Raw genomic sequence first — 23,915 nt, forward strand, 5'->3', positions numbered from 1 at the left:
TTCCGCTTTACGCATCCACGCTCGCGCTCCTTGGACACCCCATGACCCATCCTGTACTCGAAGAGGAAGTGAATCGGCGTCGCACGTTCGCCATCATTTCTCACCCTGACGCTGGTAAAACCACGCTGACCGAAAAGCTCTTGTTGTTCGGCGGCGCCATCAACATGGCTGGCACAGTCAAAGGCCGCAAAGCACAGCGTCATGCGACGTCCGACTGGATGGCGCTTGAGCAGCAACGCGGCATTTCAGTGACGTCGTCGGTCATGCAATTTCCCTATGGCGAGACGGTCGTTAATCTGCTCGATACGCCCGGTCACGAGGATTTTTCCGAAGACACCTACCGGACGTTGACCGCCGTGGATTCGGCGCTCATGGTGATCGACTGCGCAAAAGGTGTTGAGGAACGAACGGTTAAATTGATGGACGTGTGTCGACTGCGAGACACGCCGATCATGACGTTTATCAATAAACTCGACCGTGAGGGGCGAGAGCCGCTAGAACTGCTCGATGAGGTCGAGAGTGTGCTGAATATCGATTGCGCACCCATTACCTGGCCGATCGGTATGGGTCGCGAACTCAAAGGCGTGTATCACCTGCAAAACGATGCCGTGTATCTCTACGAGCCGGGCGCCAAAGGCGAGCAGGGCAACACGCGCGTGATTGCGGGTCTGGAATCTGCCGAAACCAAGGCGGCGCTTGGTGATTGGGCCGAGCGCGTGGCCGACGAAGTCGAGTTGGTGCGGGGCGCGAGTCATGAGTTTGACCGCGATGCGTATCTTGCCGGTCAACAGACGCCCGTGTTATTTGGATCGGCTATTCAGAATTTTGGTGTACGCGAGTTATTGGATACGTTTACCGAACACGCGCCCAGCCCGTTGGGGCGAAGTGCTGGTTCTCGCACTGTGGCGCCCAACGAAACCAAACTATCGGGATTTATATTCAAGGTTCAGGCCAATATGGATCCAGCACATCGTGACCGCATTGCGTTTATGCGCCTGTGCTCAGGTAGCTACAGTCCGGGTATGAAGCTGCATAACGTGCGCACCGGTAAAGTCGTGCGCGTATCGGATGCGCTGACCTTTCTTGCTGCAGACCGGCAGCACGCCGAAATCGCCTACGCCGGCGATATTCTGGGTCTTCATAACCACGGTACGATCAATATCGGCGATACGTTTACCCAAGGCGAACGGCTGGCTTACGAAGGCATTCCCAGTTTCGCCCCCGAGCTCTTTCGACGTGCGGTGCTCAAAGATCCGCTCAAGTCCAAGGCACTCAACACGGGGCTGGCCCAGTTGTGCGAAGAGGGGGCAACCCAGCTGTATCGGCCTCTTGTGCGCAACGAGCTAATTTTGGGTGCGGTCGGCGTGCTGCAATTTGATGTCGTGGCACACCGTCTTCAGCACGAATACAACGTGCAATGTCAGTTCGAGGCGGTCAATGTCGCGACTGCGCGTTGGGTGGAGTGCGAGGATGAAAAAATGTTCAAGCAGTTCAAGGAACGTTGCGCCGACAACCTGAGCCTCGATCATGGGGGTGATCTGGTTTACATCGCCCCCACACGAGTGAATTTGGATTTGGCGATCGAGCGCTGGCCGGATGTCCGTTTTTTGGCCACACGAGAGTTCAAGTTGTTTGACGATTGACGCGTTTGCGGCGTCTAAACCGAGGCAGCGCTGCCAACAGAGCGCTCATGTCACGCAGCCCGTCCTGAACCGGCGATCGACCGTATCGAACGTCGAGATAAAGCCGACAAAACCGTTCGATGTAGACGGCAAGGTCGGGATGCGCGGCACCGGCGCGCACCGCATAGTGGCGCGCATCTTCGGTTGGGCGCGCTTCGATGCCAAGGCGCTCGAGGCGTGATTGAAACCGGCGGTAAAGTCGTTGTGCCGGATCGATGTGGCGAGTCTCACCGGCGTGTCGCAACCACAGCGCGAGCATCAAAAGGGTGAGTGTGACGCAGACGGTCAGTACAATCACTAGGCTGGTGAGATCGCGGTCTTTGAGGCCAAGTTTTCGCAGCAGCGACCACTGCCGTTCATCCGAGTAGCCCAATACCCAGTTGTTCCAGTTGGCGTTAATGGCGTCCATGGCCTGCCGCAGTCCGGTCATTACGCCGGAGCTGCTCATCATGAGCGTCGGTAAGAACTCGCCATCTGGCAAGGCTTCGGTGATGCCTTGCTCGACACGCTCAGGCGCGACCGCTGCCGTCGGGTCTATGCGTACCCAACCGCGATCTTCAAGCCACACCTCGGCCCACGCGTGGGCATCGGATTGGCGCACGGTGAGGTGTCCGGTGAGCGTATTGATTTCACCACCCATGTAGCCGGTCACCACGCGTGCGGGGATCCCGGCGTAACGCATCAGCAACGTAAACGACGAGGCGTAGTGTTCGCAAAAGCCGCGTCGTCGGTCAAATAGAAAGCGGTCGATGGTGCGTGTGCCGTCGATCCGCGCATCGGTCAGCGAATACACGAACGGCTCCTGGTTATAGTGGTCGAGCGCCGCCTGGACAATGGCCTGTGGCTGCTTGTGTTGCGCGCGCCAGGATTCCGCTAGCCGTTGAGTTTGCGGGTTGTCTGTCGAGGCGGTATGCAAATTCAGCGCTCGCTGCGACGCATCCAGCTGCGCCGCGAAGGCGTAATCAGGGTGTGAGGTCAGTGAAAAGCGCAACCGCTCCGTCACGACTTTGCGCGACACGAGTTCGCCTGTGGTTTCGAATTCACTAAAGCGCGGCAGCGACTGTGGATTGGCAAATTCCAGTCCCAAAAGCCAGTTTGATTGATGGGGCTCTAGAACCATGGTGTAGTCGATTCCGGGTCCGTACAGCTGCACGTCGGAGGGCACGGTTTGCACCGTTCGCGGTGTCCATTCCCCGCCTTTTAGCGTCTCGAGCACCGGACCGCGCCAGTACAGCTGATGACGCGGTGGTGGCGGGTCGTCAAAGTAAACACGAAAGGCGATTTCGCTTGATTCCAATAGGTCGCTGATGCTGCCTGGTGACATGCTGTTGGACAAGCCAGTCGTGCCTGTATCAGTACTTGGTAGGGCCCAAAACGGACCGGGAATTCGGGGGAACAGTACGAATAAAATGAGCAGGAGCGGTACGGCGTGTAGCACGATTCGCCCTGCTTTTTTTGCGGCCCGCACGGGTTGCTCGGGCGTCGAGTCGCGATTGACCTGCACGAGCGTCGTGGCGCCAAACCAGACGAGCAAAATGGCAATGGCGGTGCTGGCGAGCGATTGATCGAACAAAAAGGCGGCCAGAATCATAAAAAACGACATGAACACCAGTACCAGCAAATCGCGCGCCGTGACCGTCTCGAGCAGTTTCATTGCCGCCATGACCAGCAGTAATGAGCTGCCCGGTTCAATGCCATTAAACGTGCCGAACGTGGCGTACACAACCAACGCCGCGCCGATCGTCAGCGCAAAACGAATCACGGCGTGCGGAATGCTGCCTTCCCGGCGACGCAGCCACCAGCGCCAGAGTACGGTGCCGAGCAACAGCAGAACGGGCCACACCGGCAGGTGAACAATAAAAGGCAAGCTGGCTACGCTAAGAAAGCACAACGTCCAATTGAGTTTGATGGCGTCGATCTTTGGGCTAAGCCGACGTTGGTCGCGCAGTGTCAGTCGTCGTTTGGCCATCACGACGACGCCACGCCGTACAAGGCGAGCGCTTTTAGGCAGCGATTTCGATGGGCCGCACCCGTGTCAGGTCGGTGTTCGGTACCGGGTAGTCGAAGGCCGTAGTTGAGTTGGCGTTCATCTGCGTCCATTACCCATACGCACAGCTGCGAGAGCCGCTCTTCTGGGTCATGAGCGGCGACCGCCGACCAGTCGAGCCACAATTCGACACCGGCACTTCCCTCAAACGACTTGCTGTGTAGTTGGCCGGTTCGCGCATAGTGCTTCCACGCTACGCGATTGAGCGGATCGCCGCGCTGGTAGCTGCGCAATTCCGCAAAGTCTTCGTCGCCCGCGCCGGGTGTCGACGACGATTCGTCGCCGTAACCGGTGCCGGGAAACGGCTGGTCACCGATGGGTTCTGGGTAGACCAATAATTTGGCATCCCAGTAAATCCAGGTCCACGTCCGAAACAGTCCAGCTGGATAGCGTGAGCGAATGCTTAGGCGCGGCAAGGTGTGCACACCGCGTGTGATGGCAGGAACATTGAGCGTCACACACGTGCTTTGCTGAGGCTCGACATTGACGGCGCGCTCATCGGTGTGCTCAAGATGGGCCACGATGTCGGAACGCGTGTGTGTCAGCGTGTTGTGCAAGGCCACGTGAACCTTCGCGTGTTGTTTTGCGAACACCGGTGCGGGCACTTGGTAGGTCACCGACAGGCCCAGTAGATTACGATGACAGTGATGCATGGTGACCAGCATGATACTGCCAAGAAAAAAAGACAGACCCAGGCCCATGCTGTTGTTGTAGTTCATCGAGCCTAGCAGCATGACCAGCAACATCAATGCAAACACCAAGCCTGAGCGAGAAGGTAAGATATAGAGTCGGTTGTTGCCGAGCTTTACCGGGCTACGTTGAACACCGTGGCGTCGTCGCGCCCAGGCGTTCAGTCTTGGTGCAAAGAAGCCGGATTTGGCTGACATGCGGAGGCGAGCTCGATTATGGGATGGGTACCGCGCCGAGCAAGTACTCTGCGGCGCTGGTCGTGTCAAGATCGGCCGAAGTGCGCAGCGTCAGCCGATGATCCACCACTGGCCCCATCACATCTTGCACATCTTGTGGTATCACGGCGTCGCGATGATCGACCATCGCCCAGGCGCGGGCGGCGTGAAGCAGCATTAACGACGCACGCGGTGAAATACCGTTTAGAATCGTGCCATCCACACGCGAGAATTCGACCAGATTCTGCACGTAGTCCAGTAACGGCTCCGCGACGTGCACATCGTGCACTCGGCGTTGCAGTTCACTGAGCCGATGCGCATCCAGCACGGCATTCAATGTGGCAAGCGCGGCGCGACGATCCCCGCCAGTGAGCAGCTCGCGCTCGAATGCTCGATCGGGATAGCCCAGGCTTAGTCGCATTAAAAAACGATCCATTTGCGATTCGGGTAGCGGATAGGTACCGACCTGCTCCGATGGGTTCTGCGTCGCGATAACAAAAAACGGAGCAGGCAAGGTGTGTGTAACGCCGTCGATACTGATCTGTCGTTCTTCCATTGCCTCAAGCAGTGCGCTTTGGGTTTTGGGTGTGGCTCGATTGACTTCGTCGCCCAGAACAACCTGGCTGAACAACGGCCCTTTGTGCAGCTCAAATTCACCGGTGTCCTGTTTGAGAATCGACACGCCAATCACATCTGATGGCAGCATGTCTGACGTAAATTGGATGCGGGTGAAGTGAAGCCCAAGGGTCGCCGCCAGCGCGTGTGCCAACGTGGTCTTGCCAACGCCGGGCACATCTTCAATCAGCAAGTGGCCATTGGCTAACAAGCACGACAGAGCTAGGCGCAATTCGTGCGGTTTGCCGAGTACGACCTGGTCGAGTGTGTTGAGCACACGATCGATGGCCTTGTGGGAATTAAGTTCGGGCGGCGCCGATACGCTGAGCTGGCTCATAGACATCCTTTGACGGGCAAATTACGCATGCTTATTCACAGACTCGTCGCGTCGCGTTTAGTTGCGCACGACAAGTACGTCGTCAAATGTGACGGTAGGCGCGGCCGCGACACGCGGTCGACCGAACCACGCCGCGCCATTGGAACGGCAGCGTGTCGGTCAGAGCGAGTCTACCGTCGCGATCTGAGTGTCGAGCTGCTCGATGGCCAACGTGAGCTCGGAAACGCGTTGTCGCACGGTTTCCACCACCTCGGCTGGGGCATTATTGACGAACTTTTCATTGCCGAGTTTATTCTGATTTTGGGTCAAATCCTTGCGCAGCTTCTCAATTTGGCGGTTCAATCTCGCCTTTTCGGCGTCCGGATCGATCAATCCGGCCATCGGCACCAACACCTTCATATTGCCGAGCAGCGCCGTCGAGGCGGCTGGTGGCTCCTCCTCCAGTACCGTAATGCTCTCCAGGCGCGCCAAACTGATCAGCAAATTGCTGTGTTTCTCGATGCGCTCACGATCTGAGGCGGACGCGTTTTGACACAGAACCGGCACAGGTTTGCCCGGCGAAAGGTCCATTTCCCCACGAATATTTCGAATGCCAACGATGAAGCCCTTGACCCACTCGATGTCGTGTTCGGCCGCGTCGTCACGTGGCCAGTCGCCGGTCTCGGGATAGCTGGCGTTGATAATCGAACCGTTCGCTTGGGGTTGTACGCGTGCCCAAATTTCAGCGGTGATAAACGGCATCACGGGATGTGCGAGTCGAAGCACCGTTTCGAGAACCTGTACCAGCGTATAGCGCGCAGCCTGCTGGGCCCCCGTATCCTCGTCGTTTTGCAGGACAGGCTTAGTGAGTTCGAGATACCAGTCGCAATACTCGTGCCAGATAAACTCATAGAGCGTTTTGGCAGCGAGGTCGAAGCGATACGATTCCATGTGACTGCGCACGTCGGCGATGGCGGCACTCAGACGTGACTGAATCCATCGATCAGCGAGCCCCACGGCGTCACCATTCATGGGTTGGTCTTCGCAATTCATGAGCACAAAACGCGACGCGTTCCACAGCTTATTGCAAAAATTTCGATAGCCTTCCACCCGCGCTAAGTCAAAGCGAATGTCGCGACCGGTTGTCGCCAGCGCTGCGAACGTAAACCGCACCGCGTCGGTACCGAACGCGGGAATGCCGTCGGGAAACTGCTTGCGCGTCGATTTTTCCACGCGCTTTTTCATGTGGGGTTGCATCATCGATGCAGTGCGTTTGGCGACGAGCGATTCAAGGTCAATGCCATCGATCAGATCAAGTGGATCGAGCACGTTACCTTTTGACTTTGACATCTTGTCGCCGTTTTCATCTTTGACCAGACCATGTATGTACACTTCATGAAACGGTACGTCGTCCATGAATTTGATGCCCATCATGATCATGCGCGCGACCCAGAAGAAAATGATGTCAAACCCGGTGACCAACACTGCGCCGGGATAGTATGACTTGAGGGAGTCTGTGTGTTCGGGCCAACCTTGCGTGGAGAACGGCCACAGCGCCGAAGAGAACCACGTGTCCAATACGTCTTCGTCCTGACGTAATGAGATGCTGTCATTGAGACCGTGGCGCGCCCGTACATCCGCTTCGTCGGTTCCCACGTAGACGGCGTCGTTGTCGTCGTACCAAGCGGGAATTCGATGGCCCCACCAAAGCTGACGACTGATACACCAATCCTGAATGTTGCGCATCCATTCGTAGTAGGTTTTGTCCCAGTTTTGTGGCACAAATCGAATGTTACCGCGCTCGACCGCGTCGATAGCCGGCTTGGCCAACGGTTCGATTTTCACGTACCACTGGTCGGTGAGATACGGCTCAACCACACTGTTACTGCGATCCCCGCGGGGAACCATCATGCGATGGTCTTTCACCGAATCGAGAAGACCGAGCTCGTCGAGTGCCTTCACTGCGCTCGTGCGCGCTTCTTCGCGAGGCAATCCGACAAACGCGACTGGCGCGTTGTCGTTCATGGCGGCATCGTCGGTCAGAATGTTGATTTGCGGTAGGTTGTGGCGCAGGCCGACCTCGTAGTCATTGAAGTCGTGCGCGGGAGTAATCTTCACACAGCCTGAACCAAATTCAGGGTCGACATAGTCATCGGCGATGATCGGAATCTGACGACCGGTGAGCGGTAGCTCGACGTGCTTGCCCACCAGATGGGCAAACCGTTCATCCTCCGGATGCACCGCCACGGCCGAATCGCCAAACATCGTTTCTGGACGCGTGGTGGCGACGATTAGGTGCGTGGGGTCGCCTTCTTGGGCGTCGACGAGCGGATAACGCAAATGCCAAATCGAGCCTTGCTCTTCTTCGGAGAGCACCTCCAGATCAGACAGCGCAGTGTGCAAAACTGGGTCCCAATTGACGAGGCGCTTCCCTCGGTAAATGAGCCCTTCATTATACAGGTCGATAAACACTTTCTTGACCGCTTCGGAGCAGCCTTCGTCCATGGTAAATCGATCGCGTTCCCAGTCCACCGACGCACCCATACGCCGTAGCTGCTGACTTATCGTGCCACCCGATTCGGCTTTCCACTCCCAGACTTTGTCGACAAAAGCTTCGCGTCCCAAGTCGTGTCGCGTTTGTCCTTGCTCATTGATCTGTCGTTCCACCACCATTTGTGTCGCGATACCGGCATGGTCTGTGCCCGGTTGCCAAAGCGTGTCGCGACCCAGCATACGGTGGTAGCGGGTGAGCATGTCCATGATCGTGTCTTGGAAGGCGTGCCCCATGTGCAGCGAGCCGGTCACATTCGGCGGAGGGATCATGATGGCGTAGGGTTCACCTTCGCCCGACGGGCGAAAGCAGCCATCCTGTTCCCACTGTGAATACAGACGTTGCTCAATGGCGCTGGGATCGTAGGATTTATCCATAGTGCTGTGAATTAGTGACCTTGCGATTAACGAATGTGGCGCGCGATTACAAGTTGTGACTATTTAGGTTGTAGCCGCGGTCCCGATAAAATTTGAAACGCTCACGTGCCGCGCCGCGCGTATTGGCGTCGCCACCGACGATTTCCATCACGCGATCATAGCGTGAAAAAAAATCGGGTACGGTGTTGGTTAAGTTGATCAAGATATCGGTGTTGGCACGTGGTTCCTGCCCATGCCCAATCTTGACCGGTACGAGCGAGTCGTGTTGATTGGTGATGTCGTCGTCTGCCAACGCATGCGGGATGAAACTACCATCACGAAACGTCCACATGTGCGCGTCGAGTGATTGTGCGGCCGATTTTGATTCGGTGTGGACATGGACAGTTTGTCCATGCGCGTGCGCTTTTTCGGCCAGTCGACACACAACCGTAAGCCGCGCCGCATCCGATTCGTCGGCGATCACATAAAAATCAACGCGGGTCATGGCGGCGGGGCGCTTATCCTTTATTCAAGATGTAATTGACAAGCAGCCCGACAGGACGACCGGTCGCGCCTTTTTGCGCGCCGGTTTTCCAAGCGCTGCCCGCAATGTCCAGGTGCGCCCAGTTTTGGTCTTTCATGAAACGCCACAAGAAGCAGGCTGCCGTCACCGCGCCGGCCGGTCGGCCACCGACATTGGCAAAATCAGCAAAATTGCTCGACAGGCGCGATTGATATTCCTCTGTAACGGGCATGCGCCATGCGGTGTCGCCCGCTTCTACGCCAGATTGAATCAGGTCGTTGGCGAGGCCATCGTTGGGTGACATGAGCCCCGAGAAATGTTCGCCCAGCGCGATGACACACGCACCGGTTAACGTTGCTACGTCGATAATCGCTTTGGGCTTAAATTTCTTGGTGTAGGTGAGCGCGTCACACAGAATCAATCGGCCCTCTGCGTCGGTGTTGAGGATCTCTACAGTGTGGCCCGCCATGGTCGTGACGATATCGCCGGGACGACTCGCATTGCCGCTCGGCATGTTTTCACACGCCGCAACCACCGCGACAAGATTGAGATTGGGTTGCAGCATGGCGACCGATTTGAATGCGCCGATGACGGCGGCCGCGCCGCACATATCGAATTTCATTTCATCCATGGTGGCGGGCGGCTTGAGTGAAATACCACCCGTGTCAAACGTGATGCCCTTGCCGACCAGCGCAACAGGCGCTTCTTTTGCGGCCGCGCCTTTGTAGCGCATCACAATCAGGCGGGGTGGTGTGTCGGCACCCTGTGTCACAGAAATAAACGCACCCATGCCCATGCGTTTGAGGTCTTTCATGCCCATAACCTGCACCGACACGTTCTTGTAGTCGCGTGCAAACTGACGTGAGGTTTTTGCTAGGTAGTCTGGTGTGCACACGTTGGCGGGCAGATTACCCAGGTCTTTGGTCAGGGCTACGCCCTTAGCGACGGCGTCAGCGGTTTTGAATTCGGCCTTGGCTTTGTTGCAGGCGGCGCGGGAGGAAAAGCCAAACACGATCTTGTTGATCTTCGACGGACGCGTGCGCGCCTTGCTCGACTTTAGCTGATTGAAGCGATAGACCGCGCGATGAACCGCAGCGATGGAGGCGCTGGTGACACGCGCTGGTTCGTCGAATCGTTCACTGTTGCTACCGAGGTTGAGTGCCACAGACTTAACGCTCGTGTTGGCCAGTGCCCGGATGGCCGATTCGGTGGCCCGCTCCAGCTGTTTGATGCAAAACTCGTTCTTGGGACCGAGGCCAACGACCAGCACGCGCCGGGCTTTGACTCCTTTGAGGTCGCGAAGAAGGGTGCTCGCACCAGGATTCGACGGCAGATCGCCGGCCTTGGCGAGCTTGCTTAAGTAGCCGCCCGACGCCTCATCGATCGCCGAGGCGGCGCTGTTCAGTCCACGCTTGGTGTAAGCGCCGACGATGACACAATCCGCTGATTGTCGCGCCGCGCTGCTGCCGCTTGCGTTGTACTGCATGGTGTTCACTCCCTGGTTCGATTGGTGGTGCGTGCGGTGGCGGGCTGGTTACCGGGTAGAGGCGGGTGTTAGGGCTCGCTTCGGCCGGCACCGTCATCGCGCGGCGAGACGTAAATTTTACGCTGTCAGACTCGCCAAACCGACGTACAATGGGGGCTGAGTTTACCGGAATCCGGCGGTTAAGGCGATGCGACAGTGAGCGATACAGATTGTGCGAATTCTTGACCGCTACATCCTCAAAGAGGTCGGGCAGACCTGGTTGGCGGTGACCGGTGTGTTGCTGGTGATTTTGGTCGGTAATCAGTTTGCGCGGATTCTCGGGGATGCGGCGGCGGGCGAGCTACCGCGCGATGCGGTGGCCACGCTTCTGGGCCTCACGTCGCTCAATTACCTCACCATTTTGGTGCCCGTCGGTCTGTTTCTCAGCATCATGCTGGCGATGGGGCGACTTTACAAAGACTCCGAGATGGCGGCCATCGTGGCATGCGGTGTGGGGCCTCGCATGCTGTATCGACCACTGGCCATTTTCGCGCTACTCGTGGCTGGGCTGCTGGCGGTGCTGTCGCTGGAGGGCGCGCCCTGGGCCATGCGTCAGATCCATACACTCAAAGAAGTCGCCCAGCAGGAAGCCGAAGTGGGTGCACTCGCCGCCGGACGTTTTCGAAGTACGGGGTTCGGTGTGGTGTTTTATGCGCAGAGCGCGACGGCCGACGGACGCCTGAAGGATGTCTTTCTCGAACATCGACGTGGCGACGTGGTGGAAGTGGTGGTAGCCGAATACGCGGAGCAGCTTCGCGATCCGGAACGCAACCTGCGTTTGATGGTGTTGTACGACGGGGTGCGCTTCGAGGGCGTACCAGGAGAGCCCAGTTTCCGCACCACCGAGTTTCGTGAACATGGCATTCCCATTCAGCTCGATGAAGCCTCTTCGGCGCTGGATGATATTGAGGCGCAACCCACCTCAATGCTGCTCGCCGCGAACACACGTGAGGCGCGCGCCGAACTTCAATGGCGATTGTCGGCCCCCGTATCGGCGTTGATGCTCGTTCTTTTGGCACTGCCCCTGTCGCGCACCACGCCGCGACGCGGACGCTACGGCAAACTGGCTATCGCCATTCTTGTTTACATTGTGTATTCCAACTTGCTCGGTGCCGCGCGAGTATGGCTCGAGCAGGAACGTGTTCCAGCATTCTTAGGACTGTGGTGGGTCCATCTACTGATCTTCGGTTTTGCGTTGTACCTGCTTCATCGTAATTTCGGCGCCGCCTCGGTGCGCTCGTCTGCGGCCAAAGGAGGCGATGATGACGCTGATTGATCGCCATCTGTTTGTCGCCATCATTCAAACCACGATGCTGATATTGGGTGTGCTGCTGGCGTTGTCAACGTTTGTTGGTTTTGCCGGTCAGGTAGACAATGTCGGCACCGGTTCGTATTCGCTGCCGGATGCGCTGACCTACGTGGCGTTGACGATCCCGCAGCAGGCGTACGAGTTGTTACCGGTTGCCGCGCTCATGGGCGCGCTGTTGGGGTTGGGTGCGTTAGCGTCGAACAGTGAACTGATTGTGATTCGTGCGGCGGGCGTTTCGGTGTGGCGCCTTGCGTGGTCGGTAGTTGGCGCGGGCGTGGCGCTCGCACTTTTGGCGCTCATTCTTGGCGAGCTGATTGGACCACCTGCGGAGCAATACGCCAAAACGCAGCGCGCCCAAAAGTTGCACAAACAGTTGAGTTTCGCTGGCGGTCAGAGTGGCTGGATTAAGGACGGCAATGTGATCGTGAACATTGGCGAATTGCTGGAAGGTGGTCGGGCAGGCGCTATTGGCATCTATCAGTTCGACCCGGAGGGGCGGCTAATGGGCATTGCGGCGGCCAGTTCCGCAAACGTGACCGATGACGCCACCTGGCATCTTGAGAACTATCGGGAGACGCGCTTTACCCAAGACGGCGTGTTCGCGCGTAAGCAGCGAATGGAACGACGCGATTCGACGTTGAGTCCTGAGTTACTCAAACTGTCGGTCGTCGACCCCGATCAATTCAGCGCGCATCGCCTCAATCAGTATGTGAATCATCTTCGCGCGAACAATCTGGATTCGGATCGGTATGAAATCGCGTTTTGGTCGCGTATTGCCAACGTGGTGTCGGTCATACTGATGTGTTTGTTGGCTGTCCCGTTTGTGTTTGGTTCGCTTCGAAGTGTGGGGGCAGGCACCCGTGGCATTGTCGGCATTCTGTTCGGAATTGCCTATTATCTCGCGTCGAAATTGCTCGCTAATTCTGGGACGGTGTACGGCCTCGATCCAGCTCTCACGGCTTGGCTACCGACGATCGCACTGACGGTGGTTACGCTCATCCTACTGCAGCGAGTGCGATGATTGACCGCTCCGGCGCGCGGTGATCATAGTGATTATTGGTGTCGGACCAGCACGATGCGCGATCGGCTCAAACGATCGTGCACGGCCAGACGCTCGCGATCGACAAGGCTCCACAACCAGCCCAGGCCAAACGGCAGTAAGCCCAGCGCCGCGGTGATGCCGCGAACGAGGAGCTGTGCGTATCCCGGTGGTGTGCCGTTATGACTCACGAGTTTAATTTTCCATGCACGCATCCCCAGGGTTTGCCCGCCTTTGCGCCAAAACAATAGAAAGAACCCTCCCACCACGAGCACCAAGTAGAGTTGAAACCACCGATTGCCCGCGTCGAACGCTTCGCCGTCATTGAGGGGCAGCAGCAGCGCGGTTGCGATCATCAACAACGCCGCCACAATCAGTGAGTCATACAGCAGGGCCGCCAGCCGCCGCCAAAACGGTGCATTCGGTAAATCAATCCACGGGTTGTGACGGGTCGTGGCGCCAGTCTGATCAACCATTGGGTTTCAGTTTGTTGGCTTTGGCCAGCAGCTTTTTCTGATAGCGCGACTGCACAATATCGGTCAGCACCAGTACCGCCACCACAAAATAGAACGTGGCCTTAGTCATCGGCATGATTTCGGCGCCAAACAGTTTGAGGTGAGCAAGGTGCGCGCCTTCTGTGAGGAGCATGATGCCAACCACCAGCAAAATGAACAGACCCAGTACTTCGAACATGCGATTTTTTTGCAAGAAGTCCGAGACGCGGTCGGCCAGCGCGATCATCAAAATGCCGCCAATAATGATTGCAGTCGCCATCACGGCAAAGACCTTGGTGAGCGCCATCGCGCTCAAGATGGAGTCGAACGAAAACACCAAATTCATGATGACGATGTAGAAAATGATGACGTTCGGAGAAGTCGGCTTGCGATCCACCTCGTGGGACTCCTCGAGCAGCATCATATGGAAGATTTCCTTCACCGCCGTGTACAAAATGAACACGCCGCCGATCAAGACGATGATCGCGTGGAGATTGAACACGCCTTCGGCGACGCCTTTAACGTCCAACGAGAACACGGGATTTTGAAAGTAATCGATGACTTTGAGCAACAAAAACAACAGACCGATGCGAAACACAACCGCCAATATGATGCCCATTCGGCGAACAGAGGCCTGTTTGTCAGCGGGTGCGCGCTTTGACTCGAGCGAGATGTACAGAAGATTGTCAAAGCCGAGTACTGCCTGCAGCAGTGTCAGCATCAGGAGTGTGAATAGATTATCCAGCGTGAATAACTCGGCCATGTCGCCCTCACAATGTGCCAAAAACGGCCGCCATTCTACCAGCACCGGCGCGTGCTTCGACACCGACGACGTGAACAAAGGCAACACTGTCGGCGGATCGTTGTAAGATCCTGGGCAACAATCGGGCAGTCGACCGGCCTCGGGTGGCGTCAACGGGCCTTCCAGCACGTCTCTGAGGTGCGAATTGCTGTTGATTAACCCATTAAAAAACAATATATTACGAAATGTCAGCACGCCTGTGAGACGGCGTGTTTTTCGGCCATCGGGCCGATGGTATGATCGCGCCGCCGATCCGTTACTGTAAGAGACCTTCACTTGAGTCCACCCGCAAAGGCGAATAAGCGCCAGCCCGTCATCATCGAGCGCAGTGATCATCCTGTGTCTCGTTCGACGATTAGCGAACCCGCGCTTAAAGTGCTTTACCGTCTAAAGAACAGCGGCCACCAGGCATTCTTGGTGGGCGGTGCTGTGCGTGATCTGATGCTGGGTATTCAACCGAAAGACTTTGATGTCGCCACCGATGCGACGCCAGAGGAAGTGCACAGCCTCTTTCGTAACAGTCGGCTGATTGGCCGTCGCTTTCGCTTGGTGCATGTCCGCTTCGGTCGCGAGATTATCGAGGTAGCAACGTTTCGCGGCGACGCTTCTTCGCACGACGACGATGATCGCAAACGGGACAATACCGGCCGCATCTTGCGTGATAATGTCTATGGTGACATCGACGATGACGTTTGGCGCCGCGATTTCACCGTGAATGCGCTGTACTACAATATTGCCGATTTCTCGGTATGGGACTACGTGGGCGGCGCAAAGGATGTCCGCCAAAAACGACTTAAGCTCATCGGTGATCCACTGGTGCGCTACCAGGAAGATCCGGTGCGTATGCTGCGCGCGGTTCGGTTCGCGGCGAAACTCGGGTTTGATATTGCGCCTGGCTCCGAAAAACCGCTCACCGAACTGGGTCACCTGCTCGACAATGTGCCGCCGGCGCGGATTGCCGATGAGGCGATCAAGCTGTTCTTGGGTGGCCATGCGTCCGCAACACTGAAACTACTGCGTCGATACGACCTGTTTCGAGTGCTTTACGATCAGACTGAGCAGTTTTTAACCGATCCGGAGCAGACGGCAGCGGCGGAACAAGCATTGGCCTTGTTTTATGCGGCAACGCGCAACACGGATGAACGCATCGCGGCGGACAAACCGGTCACGCCAGCCTTTCTAATCGCGGTTTTTCTTTGGCCTGTCGTCAACGAAAAGATGCTAGCGCTTCGGGCAGACGGGAAAGGACCGATCCAAAGCGTGATCATGGCGTGCGATGCGGTTGTCAATCAGCAGCAGTCTTCGATGGCTGTAGCTAGGCGCGTGATCTTGCCTGTTAAAGAAATGCTCACCATGCAAATTCGGCTTCGTCATCGACGGGGCGTGCGGGCATTGAGGTTACTCGATCACCCGCGATTCCGAGCGGCCTATGATCTCTTAGTACTTCGCGCCGAAGTGGGGGAAGAACCCCAGGAACTCGCGGACTGGTGGACGCATATCCAGACGCAGTCGGAGGCCAAGCGCAAGGAGCTTGTGGGTATGAATCAAACGGGGCGGCGTAACACCAAAAAATCGTCGCGTCGTCGTCGACCGCGACGTAAGAAAAAGCAGAACGATTGAGAGACGCAGTCTGGCAACCGGTTTTTATCGGCATCGGGAGTAATCTCGATGGTCCACGTGAGCACGTTGCCAAAGCGTTTGTTGAGTTGGGTGAGGTCTCGGCCACCTGTGTGGTGTCACGATCACCGTGTTTCTACTCCGATCCTGTGGGCCCGCCCGGTCAGCCGGACTATGTCAACGCGGTGGTTGGTTTGCTCACGCAGCTTGAACCCGAGGCGCTGCTCGATGCGCTGCATGAGGTTGAGCAGCGTCATGATCGCCGGCGCGATGGCGAACGGTGGGGCGCGCGTACGCTCGATCTGGATATCTTGGCGTTTGGCAACCAAGTAATTCGGTCGGCGCGACTCACCGTGCCGCACCCGGAGCTAAGCCGTCGCGCCTTTGTGCTCGTGCCGTGGCGCGCGATTGCGCCGGATTTTATGGTGCCGGACAACGGTCGTGTGGCGACGCTTGCTCAACAAGTGGATCACGGTACACTTCGGCGTATCAACGACGAGACGCCGCGCGGAGTGGCATGACCAAAGCGATTAGACGTGTCGATGCTAAATACGCATTTTAAGTACATTGCCATTGAAGGTCCAATCGGCGTTGGCAAAACGTCGTTGGCGCGACGGTTGGCGGACACGTATGACTGCGATCTGGTGCTTGAGGAGCCGCAGGATAATCCCTTTCTCGAGCGGTTTTACCAGGACCGGCAGAGCAATGCGTTGGCCACGCAGCTTCACTTTTTGTTTCAACGCTCTCGCCAGTGCCAGCAGATGCGCCAAGCCGATATGTTCGACCCGGTACGCGTGTCCGATTTCATGCTCGACAAGGATCAACTGTTCGCGCAGCTGACCTTAGACAATGAAGAGTACAAGCTGTACGAGTTGGTCTACGAGCGGTTAGCGATCGACGCGCCACAGCCGGATCTTGTGATTTACTTGCAGGCAACCGTCGACACGTTACTCAAGCGAATTGCCACGCGAGGCATCGAGTATGAACAAACGATCGAGTCGACCTATCTACGCGACCTGAGCGATTTGTACACACGCTTTTTTCATCAATACGATCGCGGACCACTGCTGATTGTTAACACCGAGGAGGCCGATTTTGTGAACAGTGATCATGATTACGATCAACTGCTCGAGCAACTTCAAGGCCTCACCAGTGGGCGTCGCTATTTCAACGCGTTTAAGCCCGAATCCTAACTCAGCGACGACACGCTTGACCCACCAGTGGGGAGTTTGTAGCGTAGCGCTGCCCTTATAACGGAAGCTGTCATGTATACCCATCTACAAAGCAAAGCCCGCGAAGAACCGCCGGTGACCTTGAGCACACTTCGGCAGATGAAGGCCGATCGTGAAAAGATCGCCTGCATCACCGCGTATGACGCAAGCTTTGCCACTGTGGTCGACAATGCCGGCGTCGATCTTGTGCTGGTCGGCGACTCGCTTGGCATGGTGATCCAAGGGCACGACACGACGATCCCGGTGAGCATGGACGATATGATTTATCACTGTCAGTCGACGCTGCGTGGACTGTATCGACCGTTTCTGGTGGCGGACTTGCCCTTTATGAGTTACGCCACACCCGATCAGGCCGCCGCGAATTCCGCGCGGCTCATGCAGGAGGGCAAGGCCAGCATGGTCAAGCTGGAGGGTGGTGCACCGCAGCTGCATGTTGTCGAGCATCTGGCCAAGTGCGATATCCCGATTTGCGCGCACATTGGTCTGACGCCGCAGTCGGTTCACAAACTCGGTGGTTTTCGCGTGCAAGGACGAGCAGAAGACGAGGCCGCTGAAATGGTGCAAGCGGCGAAAGATCTGGAGTCAGCGGGTGCCGACATGGTCTTACTTGAGTGTATTCCAAACGAACTGACCGCCCGCATTTATGAGGCGGTGAGTGTGCCCGTCATCGGCATTGGCGCGGGTCCGGATGTCGACGGTCAAATTTTGGTGCTGTACGACGTGCTGGATATCACGCCGGGTCGCAAACCGCGTTTTTCCCATAATTTCTTAGCGGGTAGAGAGTCGGTCAATGCCGCGATCAAGGCGTATGTCGATGACGTCAAATCGGGCGCTTACCCGGCTCCAGAGCATTGTTTTGTCTGATCCGCTCATTGTTCATCACCGCATCGCCGAGATCGCCGCACTGAGCCAAGAGTGGCGAGCGCAACGGCTGCGCGTTGGGTTTGTGCCGACCATGGGCAATCTGCACGACGGCCACATGGATTTGTTTCGAACCCTTGCTCCACATTGCGATCGCATTGTGTGCAGTATTTTTGCGAACCCACTTCAGTTTGGTGAAGGCGAGGATTTTGCGGCCTATCCTCGCACGTTCGAGGCCGATCAGCGCCGATTGGTGGACATTGGCTGCGACGCGTTGTTCGCGCCGACGGTCGATGAGATGTACGGACCGCTGGGGATGTCGCACACAAAGGTGTCGGTGAAGCACTTGAACAATCGCTATTGCGGCGCATACCGTGAAGGGCACTTTATCGGTGTCGCCACGGTCGTCAACAAGCTGTTTAATATCGTGTTGCCGCATGTCGCGGTGTTTGGTGAGAAAGACTTTCAACAGCTCGCGGTGATTCGGCAGATGGTCCGCGATCTCAGCATGAGCGTCGAGATCTTGGGCTCGCCGACCTATCGTGAAGACAGCGGTCTTGCGTATAGCTCCCGCAACCAATATTTAACACAGGAAGAAAAGCATACGGCCGCCCATCTGTACGCGGTGCTGGTGGCGGTCCGCGACGCGTTGGCGGCGGCGCCCGTCGAGTCGCGACAGTCTGTCGCCGCGCGCGGCATCCAAGCAGGGCTTGACGTACTCACTCGACATGGGTTCACACCGGATTATCTGGAGGTGGCGGATGCGCAGACGCTGGAACCGTTTGACGCGCAGTCATCGCAGGTGGTGATTCTGGCCGCAGCCCGACTCGGCCGAGCACGTTTGATCGATAACCTTCAGCTCGCGCTGTAATTCACTTGGCGTGCGCTAAACGCTGACGCGATTGCGACCGAGTCTTTTTGCGCGGTACAACGCTTCATCCGCGCGTTGAATGAGCGTTTCGAGCGTGTCCTTAGCCAACAATTCGCTCATGCCGATGGAGACCGTCACCGCATGTCCCGCCGGATGTACGCGATCGATGCGTCGCATGATGCCGTCGCGCACGCGCTGACCAACCTGTTCTGCATTCTTCAAGCTCGTGTCCGGTAGCAAAACCGCGAATTCGTCTCCGCCAAACCGAGCCACAAGATCCGTGGGGCGAAAGAGATCGCGAATCGCACCGGCGACCGTTTGTAATAACGCGTCCCCTTTTTGATGGCCAAACGTGTCGTTAAATTGCTTGAAATGATCGAGATCGAGAATCGCCATGCACACGGCGCGATCGTCGCGCTGCGCGCGCTGAATCTTGCGCGTAAACATGACCTGCATCCAGTAACGATTGTGCAGATCGGTCAGCGCGTCGGTGATGGCATTGCGTCTAAATTGTTCGATGATGTCGCTGCGACTCACAATGTGATCGTTGTCAAAACGGATGCGACTGGACAAGATTTCCAGCAAATTGCGGGCAACGCCATGTGAACCGCCGATCAGCGCCCACACGGTGTCCGTATCCATCGCCAACAACGTACACGGTTCGTGTGCCTCGACGTAGGCCGATGGTGGGGCGTCTTCGATGATTGCCATCTCGCCAATGCACTGACCTTTTTCCAACACGGTAAGCGGTGTGTCGATGGTCTCTTCGAGCCGCACCGCGACGGCGCCATCGAGGATGATATACAGATGACGATCGCAGGATGACGGATCGATCACACGCGTGCCTTGGGCGAGTGTGCGTATTTGACAGTGTTCAAGATGCACACCGATGGCTTCGGGTCCAACGCCACGAAACAACGCCGCATGCGTGAGCGCCTGGTCAATATCGCGGGCGTCGGCGGCGCGCCACTCCGAACCTGTTGGCGGCATTACGAGTCGATCAGGAGGCGTTTTCGCGCCTCATCGAGACCGGCTTTATCGTCCGGAGTTAGGGTAGGGTAGGCGAGCGGCATTGTTTCCAGTGTCGACAATAATATTTCGGCGACCCGGGCGCGCATGCATTTTTTGTTGTCGGCAGGAATGGCGTACCACGGTGCCCACGGTCGCGAGGTGGCGTTGAGCGCCTGCTCGTAGGCCGCCATGTATGCCGGCCAATGCGCGCTCTCATCCAGATCTGCGTGAGAGAACTTCCAGTTCTTTTCCTGCGTGTCGATGCGGCTTAGAAAGCGGCGATGCTGCTCTTCTTGCGACACATTAAGCCAAAATTTGAGGATCACGGTGCCATTACGTGACAAGTGTTTTTCATGATCTCGGATAGACTCATACCGGTCTTCCCATATCGTCTCTGGCACATGCGGCAGTCTTTGGTAGCCAAGGATCTCAGGATGCACCTTAACCACCAACACTTCTTCGTAATAGCTGCGATTAAAAATACCGATGCGGCCGCGTTCCGGTAGGTTGATGGCCGAGCGCCACAGAAAGTCATGGTCCAGCTCGAGCTTGGAAGGCTTTTTAAAGGAAAATACCTGACAGCCCGTCGGATCAATGCCGGTCATGACCGCGCGGATGGTGCTGTCTTTACCGGCTGCATCCATCGCCTGGAAAACCAGGAGTAGCGAGAATTTGTCCTGAGCCAGTAGTTTGCGCTGTAGCTTACTGATGCGTTTAATGCTCTTGCGCAAGCTCGTTTTGGCGTCCGCGTCGCATCGGTCATCCAGTGTGGGTCGCTCGTCGAGACGAAACGTGCCGTCAAACGGCACCAGAAAATTGTTTTTTATCGGCTCAATCATGCTCTCTCCTCATGGGTATTGTGCCCATTCCCCTGATGCTGTGCCAGCGCCCAATGAATGTGCTCACGTACCACTTCATCGGGAAAGTCAATGCGCGCTTGCAGCGCGCGAACAGTCTCGGGTGTGGTTGGCGCATTGCCAAGCGCCACCGAGAGATTGCGCAACCAGCCGCGATAACCTGTGCGACGGATGGCGCTGCCGCGCGTGTTGAGGTCGAAATCATCTTCACTCCACGCAAACAACTCAATTAGCGTGGCGCTGTCGAGTTGATGTCGAGGCGCGAAGTCGCCAGGCGTCTCGGAGCGCGCAAATTTGTTCCATGGGCAAAATAGCTGGCAGTCGTCGCACCCGTAGATTCGATTGCCCATGGCTTTGCGAAACTCCAACGGGATTGCCGCTTTGTTTTCAATGGTCAAATACGATATGCAGCGCCGTGCATCGACTTGATAGGGCGCCACAATCGCTTGGGTGGGACACACATCTAGACAGGTCGTGCAGGTGCCACAGTGGTTGGTAGCCGGCTTATCGATCGGCAGCAGAAGATTGGTGAACAGCTCGCCGAGGAAGAACCAAGAGCCGCCCTTAGCGTTGATTAGATTAGTGTGTTTGCCAATCCAACCCAAGCCCGCGTCGCGCGCGAGCGCTTTTTCTAATACCGGTGCGCTGTCGACAAATACCCGTTGCTGTAGCGGCGCCAGGTCGCGCGCGGAGTGGGGCGGTGGATCAATCTTGCGTTCTAAGCAGATTCCCTTGATCCGCTCAGCCAGTTTCTTTAACCGCTTGCGCAGAACTTTGTGATAGTCCCGACCTAGTGCGTAGCGTGAGACGTAGGCGTGATGGGGGCGCTTGAGGGCGTTAATGCCGTCCACCGCATGCTCGTCAGTGTAATCACAGCGCACAGAAATTACCCTCAGCGTACCGGGTAACAACTCAGTTGGTCGGCTGCGTTTGGTGCCGTGCGCGGCCATATAGTCCATCGAGCCGTGGTAGCGATTTGCGAGCCATCGTTTCAAAAAGGCTTCGTCTTCTTTAAGATCGACAGCGCTAATACCGACGTCCTGAAAGCCCAGCTCTCTGCCCCAGTGTTTGATGTCCTGGGCGAGCTGAGACAGGTCATGTGATGTGCGTGCGTCGGTCATGATCAGCAGAGTATAAGCGAGCCTATGGATTCACGACGACTTTCGATCTTCTCCACGGCCGATGTGCGCGCCATCGACCGGCGCGCCATCGAGCAGCACGTCGACGGTTATACGCTGATGACCCGGGCGGCGGCGGCGAGCCTGGACGTGCTGGTTGCAGGCTTTTCCCGTGTGCGGCGGGTGATCGTGCTGTGCGGTGTCGGAAATAATGCGGGTGACGGTTTCGTCTTCGCGCGTTTGGCCATGGCCGACCCGCGCACACGCGGTTGGCTGTTGGAAGTGGTGGCGTGGGGTGGCGTCGACCGGTTGACGGGCGATGCGGCAACAGCATGGCACGACTTCGAGAAAAACGGTGGCACGCTGGCCACCTTCGACCCGCATTCCGTGCACACCGATGACGTGGTCGTGGATGCATTATTGGGGACCGGATTAGATCGACCGCTGACCGCTTCGTGGCTTGAGCTGATTCAAACGCTTAACGACCGTCGACCGCGCGTGTTGAGTCTCGATGTGCCGAGTGGCCTCTGTAGTGACTCGGGCCAACCTCGACCGGCGGCACTTCACGCAACGCATACCGCGACGTTTATCGCGCCCAAACCGGGTCTGTTTGCCGGACAGGGTGCGCGCTTTTGTGGTCAGGTGTCGTGCCATGACCTTGCCGTGCCCGCCGAGCTATTTCATGGGAAGGAGCCCAAAGGCACCCTCATTGAGGCGCGTGCCGTTCATCGCGTGTTGGCTCGCCGATCTCACGATGCGCATAAAGGTGAATTCGGGCGTGTTCTGATCATCGGTGGCCATATCGGCATGGGCGGCGCAGTCATGTTAAGCGCGTTGGCGGCGTTGCGTAGCGGTGCAGGTATGGTGACGGTTGCGTGTCATCCGGATAACCGTCATGTCACCGCCGCACAGCCCGAGATAATGTGCCGAGCGGTGGCCGATGTGGCCGACGTGCACCCGTTAATCGAACACGCGGACGTGGTGGCAATCGGGCCGGGTCTTGGTCGCGACACGTGGGGTGAGGCATTGCTCGATAGCGCATTGACCCGCGCACCGAGACTGGTGATCGATGCCGATGCATTGAGGCTGCTCGCGACACGTTCGCGTCCGTTTTCACATCCGGCTTGTGTACTCACGCCACACCCCGGTGAGGCGGCTGCGCTTCTGGGTACCACCACCGACGCGGTTCAATCCGATCGACTTCATGCGGCTTCTCAGCTTGTGGAGCGGTTTCCGTCGGTGTGCGTGCTCAAGGGTGCGTCGTCGATCGTATTGGAGCCGGATGCGCTGCCGGCCTTTTGCAGTCTTGGCAATCCCGGCATGGCCACGGCGGGCAGTGGCGATGTGCTGACCGGTATTATGGCGGGCATCTGGGCACAAGGCCGAGCAGTACAAACCGCACACGCGGTCGCCGCGGCATCGGTGTTTGTGCACGCTTCCGCCGGCGATAAGGCCGCTGTCGATGGCGAACGGGGGCTGATCGCCAGCGATATCATTGATCGGATTGCATCATGCGTGAACTGACCCTCAATACGTGGTTGGCTGACGAGCAGGCTACGCGTCGTGCGGGTGCGCAGCTGGCCGAAACGCTCGTGCAGGTGGCGCATGACCGGGCGCTCACGGTGTTCGTGCGCGGCAATCTTGGTGCGGGAAAGAGCACGCTGGTGCGCGGTTTCCTGTCGGCGCTGGGTGTATCGGGCGTGATGCCCAGTCCCACGTATTCACTGGTCGAGCCCTATGAGGTGGCTGATCTTCGGCTGTTTCATATGGATGCCTATCGAATGGGGGATGCCGTTGAGCTCGACTACTTAGGTCTCGACGACCTGGACGAGCCGGGCACGATGCTGCTGGTCGAGTGGCCGGATCACGTTCGAGACGCGTTGCCAGCACCGGCCCTGGAAATTGAGTTGGAGGTGGCTCCCGACCCGAACATCGATGCTCATGGCGATCACGGCGAGGCCCCTACCGGAACACGATCGGTCGCGTCGTCGGGCACGCCCGTGTCCGATGACACTGACATGCTGCGCAGCGGCATTGGTCGTCAGCTCACCCTTCGCTCCAGGCTGCTGCCAGGCTCGCTTTGGGCTCAGCTTGAGCGCGCGATAAACTGACGGCATTCTACTCGAGTGACCACATTAGAAAAAGTTCCTATCTAATTAAAAAATATATAGATGTTTTGATTTT

Annotated in this window: 21 protein-coding genes; 10 read left to right on the forward strand and 11 right to left on the reverse strand. The window is 57.3% G+C overall.

The features are described 5' to 3' along the window. The first annotated feature begins 41 nt into the window (after positions 1–41). A complete protein-coding gene (locus AAF465_12920) occupies positions 42–1,643 on the forward strand; it encodes a peptide chain release factor 3 (GenBank protein MEM7083625.1) in 1,602 nt (533 codons plus the stop codon). On the opposite strand, the gene AAF465_12925 is transcribed toward AAF465_12920, so the two are convergent. From AAF465_12925 to AAF465_12950, 6 genes are all read right to left on the reverse strand, one after another. Further along, positions 1,624–3,651 carry a DUF3488 and transglutaminase-like domain-containing protein gene (locus AAF465_12925; protein MEM7083626.1) on the reverse strand — a complete coding sequence of 676 codons (2,028 nt, stop codon included), beginning with the start codon at positions 3,649–3,651 and terminating at the stop codon, positions 1,624–1,626. The genes AAF465_12920 and AAF465_12925 overlap by 20 nt on opposite strands. Next, positions 3,651–4,616, reverse strand: a complete 966-nt coding sequence (locus AAF465_12930; GenBank protein ID MEM7083627.1) for a DUF58 domain-containing protein — start codon at positions 4,614–4,616, stop codon at positions 3,651–3,653. The genes AAF465_12925 and AAF465_12930 overlap by 1 nt, the downstream gene beginning before the upstream one ends. 16 nt (positions 4,617–4,632) lie before the next feature. Beyond that, a complete protein-coding gene (locus tag AAF465_12935; protein MEM7083628.1) occupies positions 4,633–5,586 on the reverse strand; it encodes a MoxR family ATPase in 954 nt (317 codons plus the stop codon). A gap of 159 nt (positions 5,587–5,745) precedes the next feature. Continuing rightward, positions 5,746–8,493 carry a valine--tRNA ligase gene (locus tag AAF465_12940; GenBank protein MEM7083629.1) on the reverse strand — a complete coding sequence of 916 codons (2,748 nt, stop codon included), beginning with the start codon at positions 8,491–8,493 and terminating at the stop codon, positions 5,746–5,748. A 46-nt stretch (positions 8,494–8,539) separates the two neighbouring features. Then, complete coding sequence (locus tag AAF465_12945; protein MEM7083630.1) at positions 8,540–8,977, reverse strand: DNA polymerase III subunit chi; 438 nt, start codon at positions 8,975–8,977, stop codon at positions 8,540–8,542. Positions 8,978–8,990: 13 nt separating this feature from the next. Beyond that, the gene (locus tag AAF465_12950) at positions 8,991–10,481 is read right to left on the reverse strand and encodes a leucyl aminopeptidase (protein MEM7083631.1); all 1,491 of its coding nucleotides are present in this window, start codon (positions 10,479–10,481) and stop codon (positions 8,991–8,993) included. A 211-nt stretch (positions 10,482–10,692) separates the two neighbouring features. Between AAF465_12950 and lptF the strand changes: the two genes are divergently transcribed. Further along, on the forward strand, positions 10,693–11,796 hold the full coding sequence (gene lptF, locus AAF465_12955) for an LPS export ABC transporter permease LptF (GenBank protein MEM7083632.1): 1,104 nt from the start codon (positions 10,693–10,695) through the stop codon (positions 11,794–11,796). Beyond that, entirely contained in the window at positions 11,783–12,850 is a 1,068-nt protein-coding gene (gene lptG, locus AAF465_12960) for an LPS export ABC transporter permease LptG (GenBank protein MEM7083633.1), read from the forward strand. The genes lptF and lptG overlap by 14 nt, the downstream gene beginning before the upstream one ends. Before the next feature lie 32 nt (positions 12,851–12,882). Here lptG and AAF465_12965 read toward each other — a convergent pair whose 3' ends face one another. Both AAF465_12965 and AAF465_12970 read right to left on the reverse strand, forming a co-directional pair. Then, complete coding sequence (locus tag AAF465_12965; GenBank protein MEM7083634.1) at positions 12,883–13,344, reverse strand: RDD family protein; 462 nt, start codon at positions 13,342–13,344, stop codon at positions 12,883–12,885. Next, positions 13,337–14,125 (reverse strand): tellurium resistance protein TerC, encoded by a 789-nt coding sequence (locus tag AAF465_12970; GenBank protein MEM7083635.1) that lies wholly within the window; start codon positions 14,123–14,125, stop codon positions 13,337–13,339. Before AAF465_12970 ends, AAF465_12965 begins: the two co-directional genes overlap by 8 nt. Positions 14,126–14,440: 315 nt before the next feature. Here AAF465_12970 and pcnB point away from each other — a divergent pair, with 315 nt between their 5' ends. From pcnB to panC, 5 genes are all read left to right on the forward strand, one after another. Continuing rightward, positions 14,441–15,784: a polynucleotide adenylyltransferase PcnB gene (gene pcnB, locus AAF465_12975; protein MEM7083636.1), complete on the forward strand. Its 1,344-nt coding sequence runs from the start codon at positions 14,441–14,443 to the stop codon at positions 15,782–15,784. Continuing rightward, positions 15,781–16,302, forward strand: coding sequence for a 2-amino-4-hydroxy-6-hydroxymethyldihydropteridine diphosphokinase (folK, locus tag AAF465_12980; GenBank protein MEM7083637.1), 522 nt, complete (start codon positions 15,781–15,783; stop codon positions 16,300–16,302). The genes pcnB and folK overlap by 4 nt, the downstream gene beginning before the upstream one ends. Positions 16,303–16,323: 21 nt before the next feature. Then, on the forward strand, positions 16,324–16,974 hold the full coding sequence (locus tag AAF465_12985; GenBank protein MEM7083638.1) for a deoxynucleoside kinase: 651 nt from the start codon (positions 16,324–16,326) through the stop codon (positions 16,972–16,974). 72 nt (positions 16,975–17,046) lie between these two features. After that, positions 17,047–17,877 carry a 3-methyl-2-oxobutanoate hydroxymethyltransferase gene (gene panB, locus AAF465_12990; protein ID MEM7083639.1) on the forward strand — a complete coding sequence of 277 codons (831 nt, stop codon included), beginning with the start codon at positions 17,047–17,049 and terminating at the stop codon, positions 17,875–17,877. Beyond that, entirely contained in the window at positions 17,828–18,745 is a 918-nt protein-coding gene (gene panC / locus AAF465_12995) for a pantoate--beta-alanine ligase (GenBank protein MEM7083640.1), read from the forward strand. Before panB ends, panC begins: the two co-directional genes overlap by 50 nt. 15 nt (positions 18,746–18,760) lie before the next feature. Here panC and AAF465_13000 read toward each other — a convergent pair whose 3' ends face one another. The 3 genes from AAF465_13000 to queG are packed head-to-tail and all read right to left on the reverse strand — an operon-like array spanning position 18,761 to position 21,734. Then, positions 18,761–19,735 (reverse strand): GGDEF domain-containing protein, encoded by a 975-nt coding sequence (locus AAF465_13000; protein MEM7083641.1) that lies wholly within the window; start codon positions 19,733–19,735, stop codon positions 18,761–18,763. After that, entirely contained in the window at positions 19,735–20,595 is an 861-nt protein-coding gene (locus AAF465_13005) for a PPK2 family polyphosphate kinase (GenBank protein ID MEM7083642.1), read from the reverse strand. The genes AAF465_13000 and AAF465_13005 overlap by 1 nt, the downstream gene beginning before the upstream one ends. Further along, positions 20,592–21,734: a tRNA epoxyqueuosine(34) reductase QueG gene (gene queG / locus AAF465_13010; GenBank protein MEM7083643.1), complete on the reverse strand. Its 1,143-nt coding sequence runs from the start codon at positions 21,732–21,734 to the stop codon at positions 20,592–20,594. The genes AAF465_13005 and queG overlap by 4 nt, the downstream gene beginning before the upstream one ends. Positions 21,735–21,758: 24 nt before the next feature. Here queG and AAF465_13015 point away from each other — a divergent pair, with 24 nt between their 5' ends. Together AAF465_13015 and tsaE are read left to right on the forward strand one after the other, a co-directional pair. Further along, the gene (locus AAF465_13015; GenBank protein MEM7083644.1) at positions 21,759–23,255 is read left to right on the forward strand and encodes an NAD(P)H-hydrate dehydratase; all 1,497 of its coding nucleotides are present in this window, start codon (positions 21,759–21,761) and stop codon (positions 23,253–23,255) included. Further along, positions 23,243–23,842 carry a tRNA (adenosine(37)-N6)-threonylcarbamoyltransferase complex ATPase subunit type 1 TsaE gene (gene tsaE / locus AAF465_13020; protein ID MEM7083645.1) on the forward strand — a complete coding sequence of 200 codons (600 nt, stop codon included), beginning with the start codon at positions 23,243–23,245 and terminating at the stop codon, positions 23,840–23,842. The genes AAF465_13015 and tsaE overlap by 13 nt, the downstream gene beginning before the upstream one ends. Positions 23,843–23,915: the final 73 nt, after the last annotated feature.

This window comes from Pseudomonadota bacterium, from assembly GCA_039028935.1.
Taxonomy (GTDB): Bacteria; Pseudomonadota; Gammaproteobacteria; order Steroidobacterales; family SZUA-146; genus SZUA-146.

Excerpts from the sequence above, each read along its gene's own strand:
- AAF465_12930 (MEM7083627.1), bottom strand. The coding sequence starts at position 4,616 with ATGTCAGCCAAATCCGGCTTCTTTGCACCAAGACTGAACGCCTGGGCG.
- AAF465_12920 (MEM7083625.1), top strand. The coding sequence starts at position 42 with ATGACCCATCCTGTACTCGAAGAGGAAGTGAATCGGCGTCGCACGTTC.
- AAF465_13000 (MEM7083641.1), bottom strand. The coding sequence starts at position 19,735 with ATGCCGCCAACAGGTTCGGAGTGGCGCGCCGCCGACGCCCGCGATATT.
- AAF465_12965 (MEM7083634.1), bottom strand. The coding sequence starts at position 13,344 with ATGGTTGATCAGACTGGCGCCACGACCCGTCACAACCCGTGGATTGAT.
- AAF465_13015 (MEM7083644.1), top strand. The coding sequence starts at position 21,759 with ATGGATTCACGACGACTTTCGATCTTCTCCACGGCCGATGTGCGCGCC.
- AAF465_12985 (MEM7083638.1), top strand. The coding sequence starts at position 16,324 with ATGCTAAATACGCATTTTAAGTACATTGCCATTGAAGGTCCAATCGGC.
- AAF465_12940 (MEM7083629.1), bottom strand. The coding sequence starts at position 8,493 with ATGGATAAATCCTACGATCCCAGCGCCATTGAGCAACGTCTGTATTCA.
- panB (MEM7083639.1), top strand. The coding sequence starts at position 17,047 with ATGTATACCCATCTACAAAGCAAAGCCCGCGAAGAACCGCCGGTGACC.
- AAF465_12970 (MEM7083635.1), bottom strand. The coding sequence starts at position 14,125 with ATGGCCGAGTTATTCACGCTGGATAATCTATTCACACTCCTGATGCTG.
- AAF465_12945 (MEM7083630.1), bottom strand. The coding sequence starts at position 8,977 with ATGACCCGCGTTGATTTTTATGTGATCGCCGACGAATCGGATGCGGCG.
- panC (MEM7083640.1), top strand. The coding sequence starts at position 17,828 with ATGACGTCAAATCGGGCGCTTACCCGGCTCCAGAGCATTGTTTTGTCT.
- AAF465_12950 (MEM7083631.1), bottom strand. The coding sequence starts at position 10,481 with ATGCAGTACAACGCAAGCGGCAGCAGCGCGGCGCGACAATCAGCGGAT.
- AAF465_13005 (MEM7083642.1), bottom strand. The coding sequence starts at position 20,595 with ATGATTGAGCCGATAAAAAACAATTTTCTGGTGCCGTTTGACGGCACG.
- AAF465_12935 (MEM7083628.1), bottom strand. The coding sequence starts at position 5,586 with ATGAGCCAGCTCAGCGTATCGGCGCCGCCCGAACTTAATTCCCACAAG.
- lptG (MEM7083633.1), top strand. The coding sequence starts at position 11,783 with ATGACGCTGATTGATCGCCATCTGTTTGTCGCCATCATTCAAACCACG.
- AAF465_12925 (MEM7083626.1), bottom strand. The coding sequence starts at position 3,651 with ATGGCCAAACGACGACTGACACTGCGCGACCAACGTCGGCTTAGCCCA.
- queG (MEM7083643.1), bottom strand. The coding sequence starts at position 21,734 with ATGACCGACGCACGCACATCACATGACCTGTCTCAGCTCGCCCAGGAC.
- tsaE (MEM7083645.1), top strand. The coding sequence starts at position 23,243 with ATGCGTGAACTGACCCTCAATACGTGGTTGGCTGACGAGCAGGCTACG.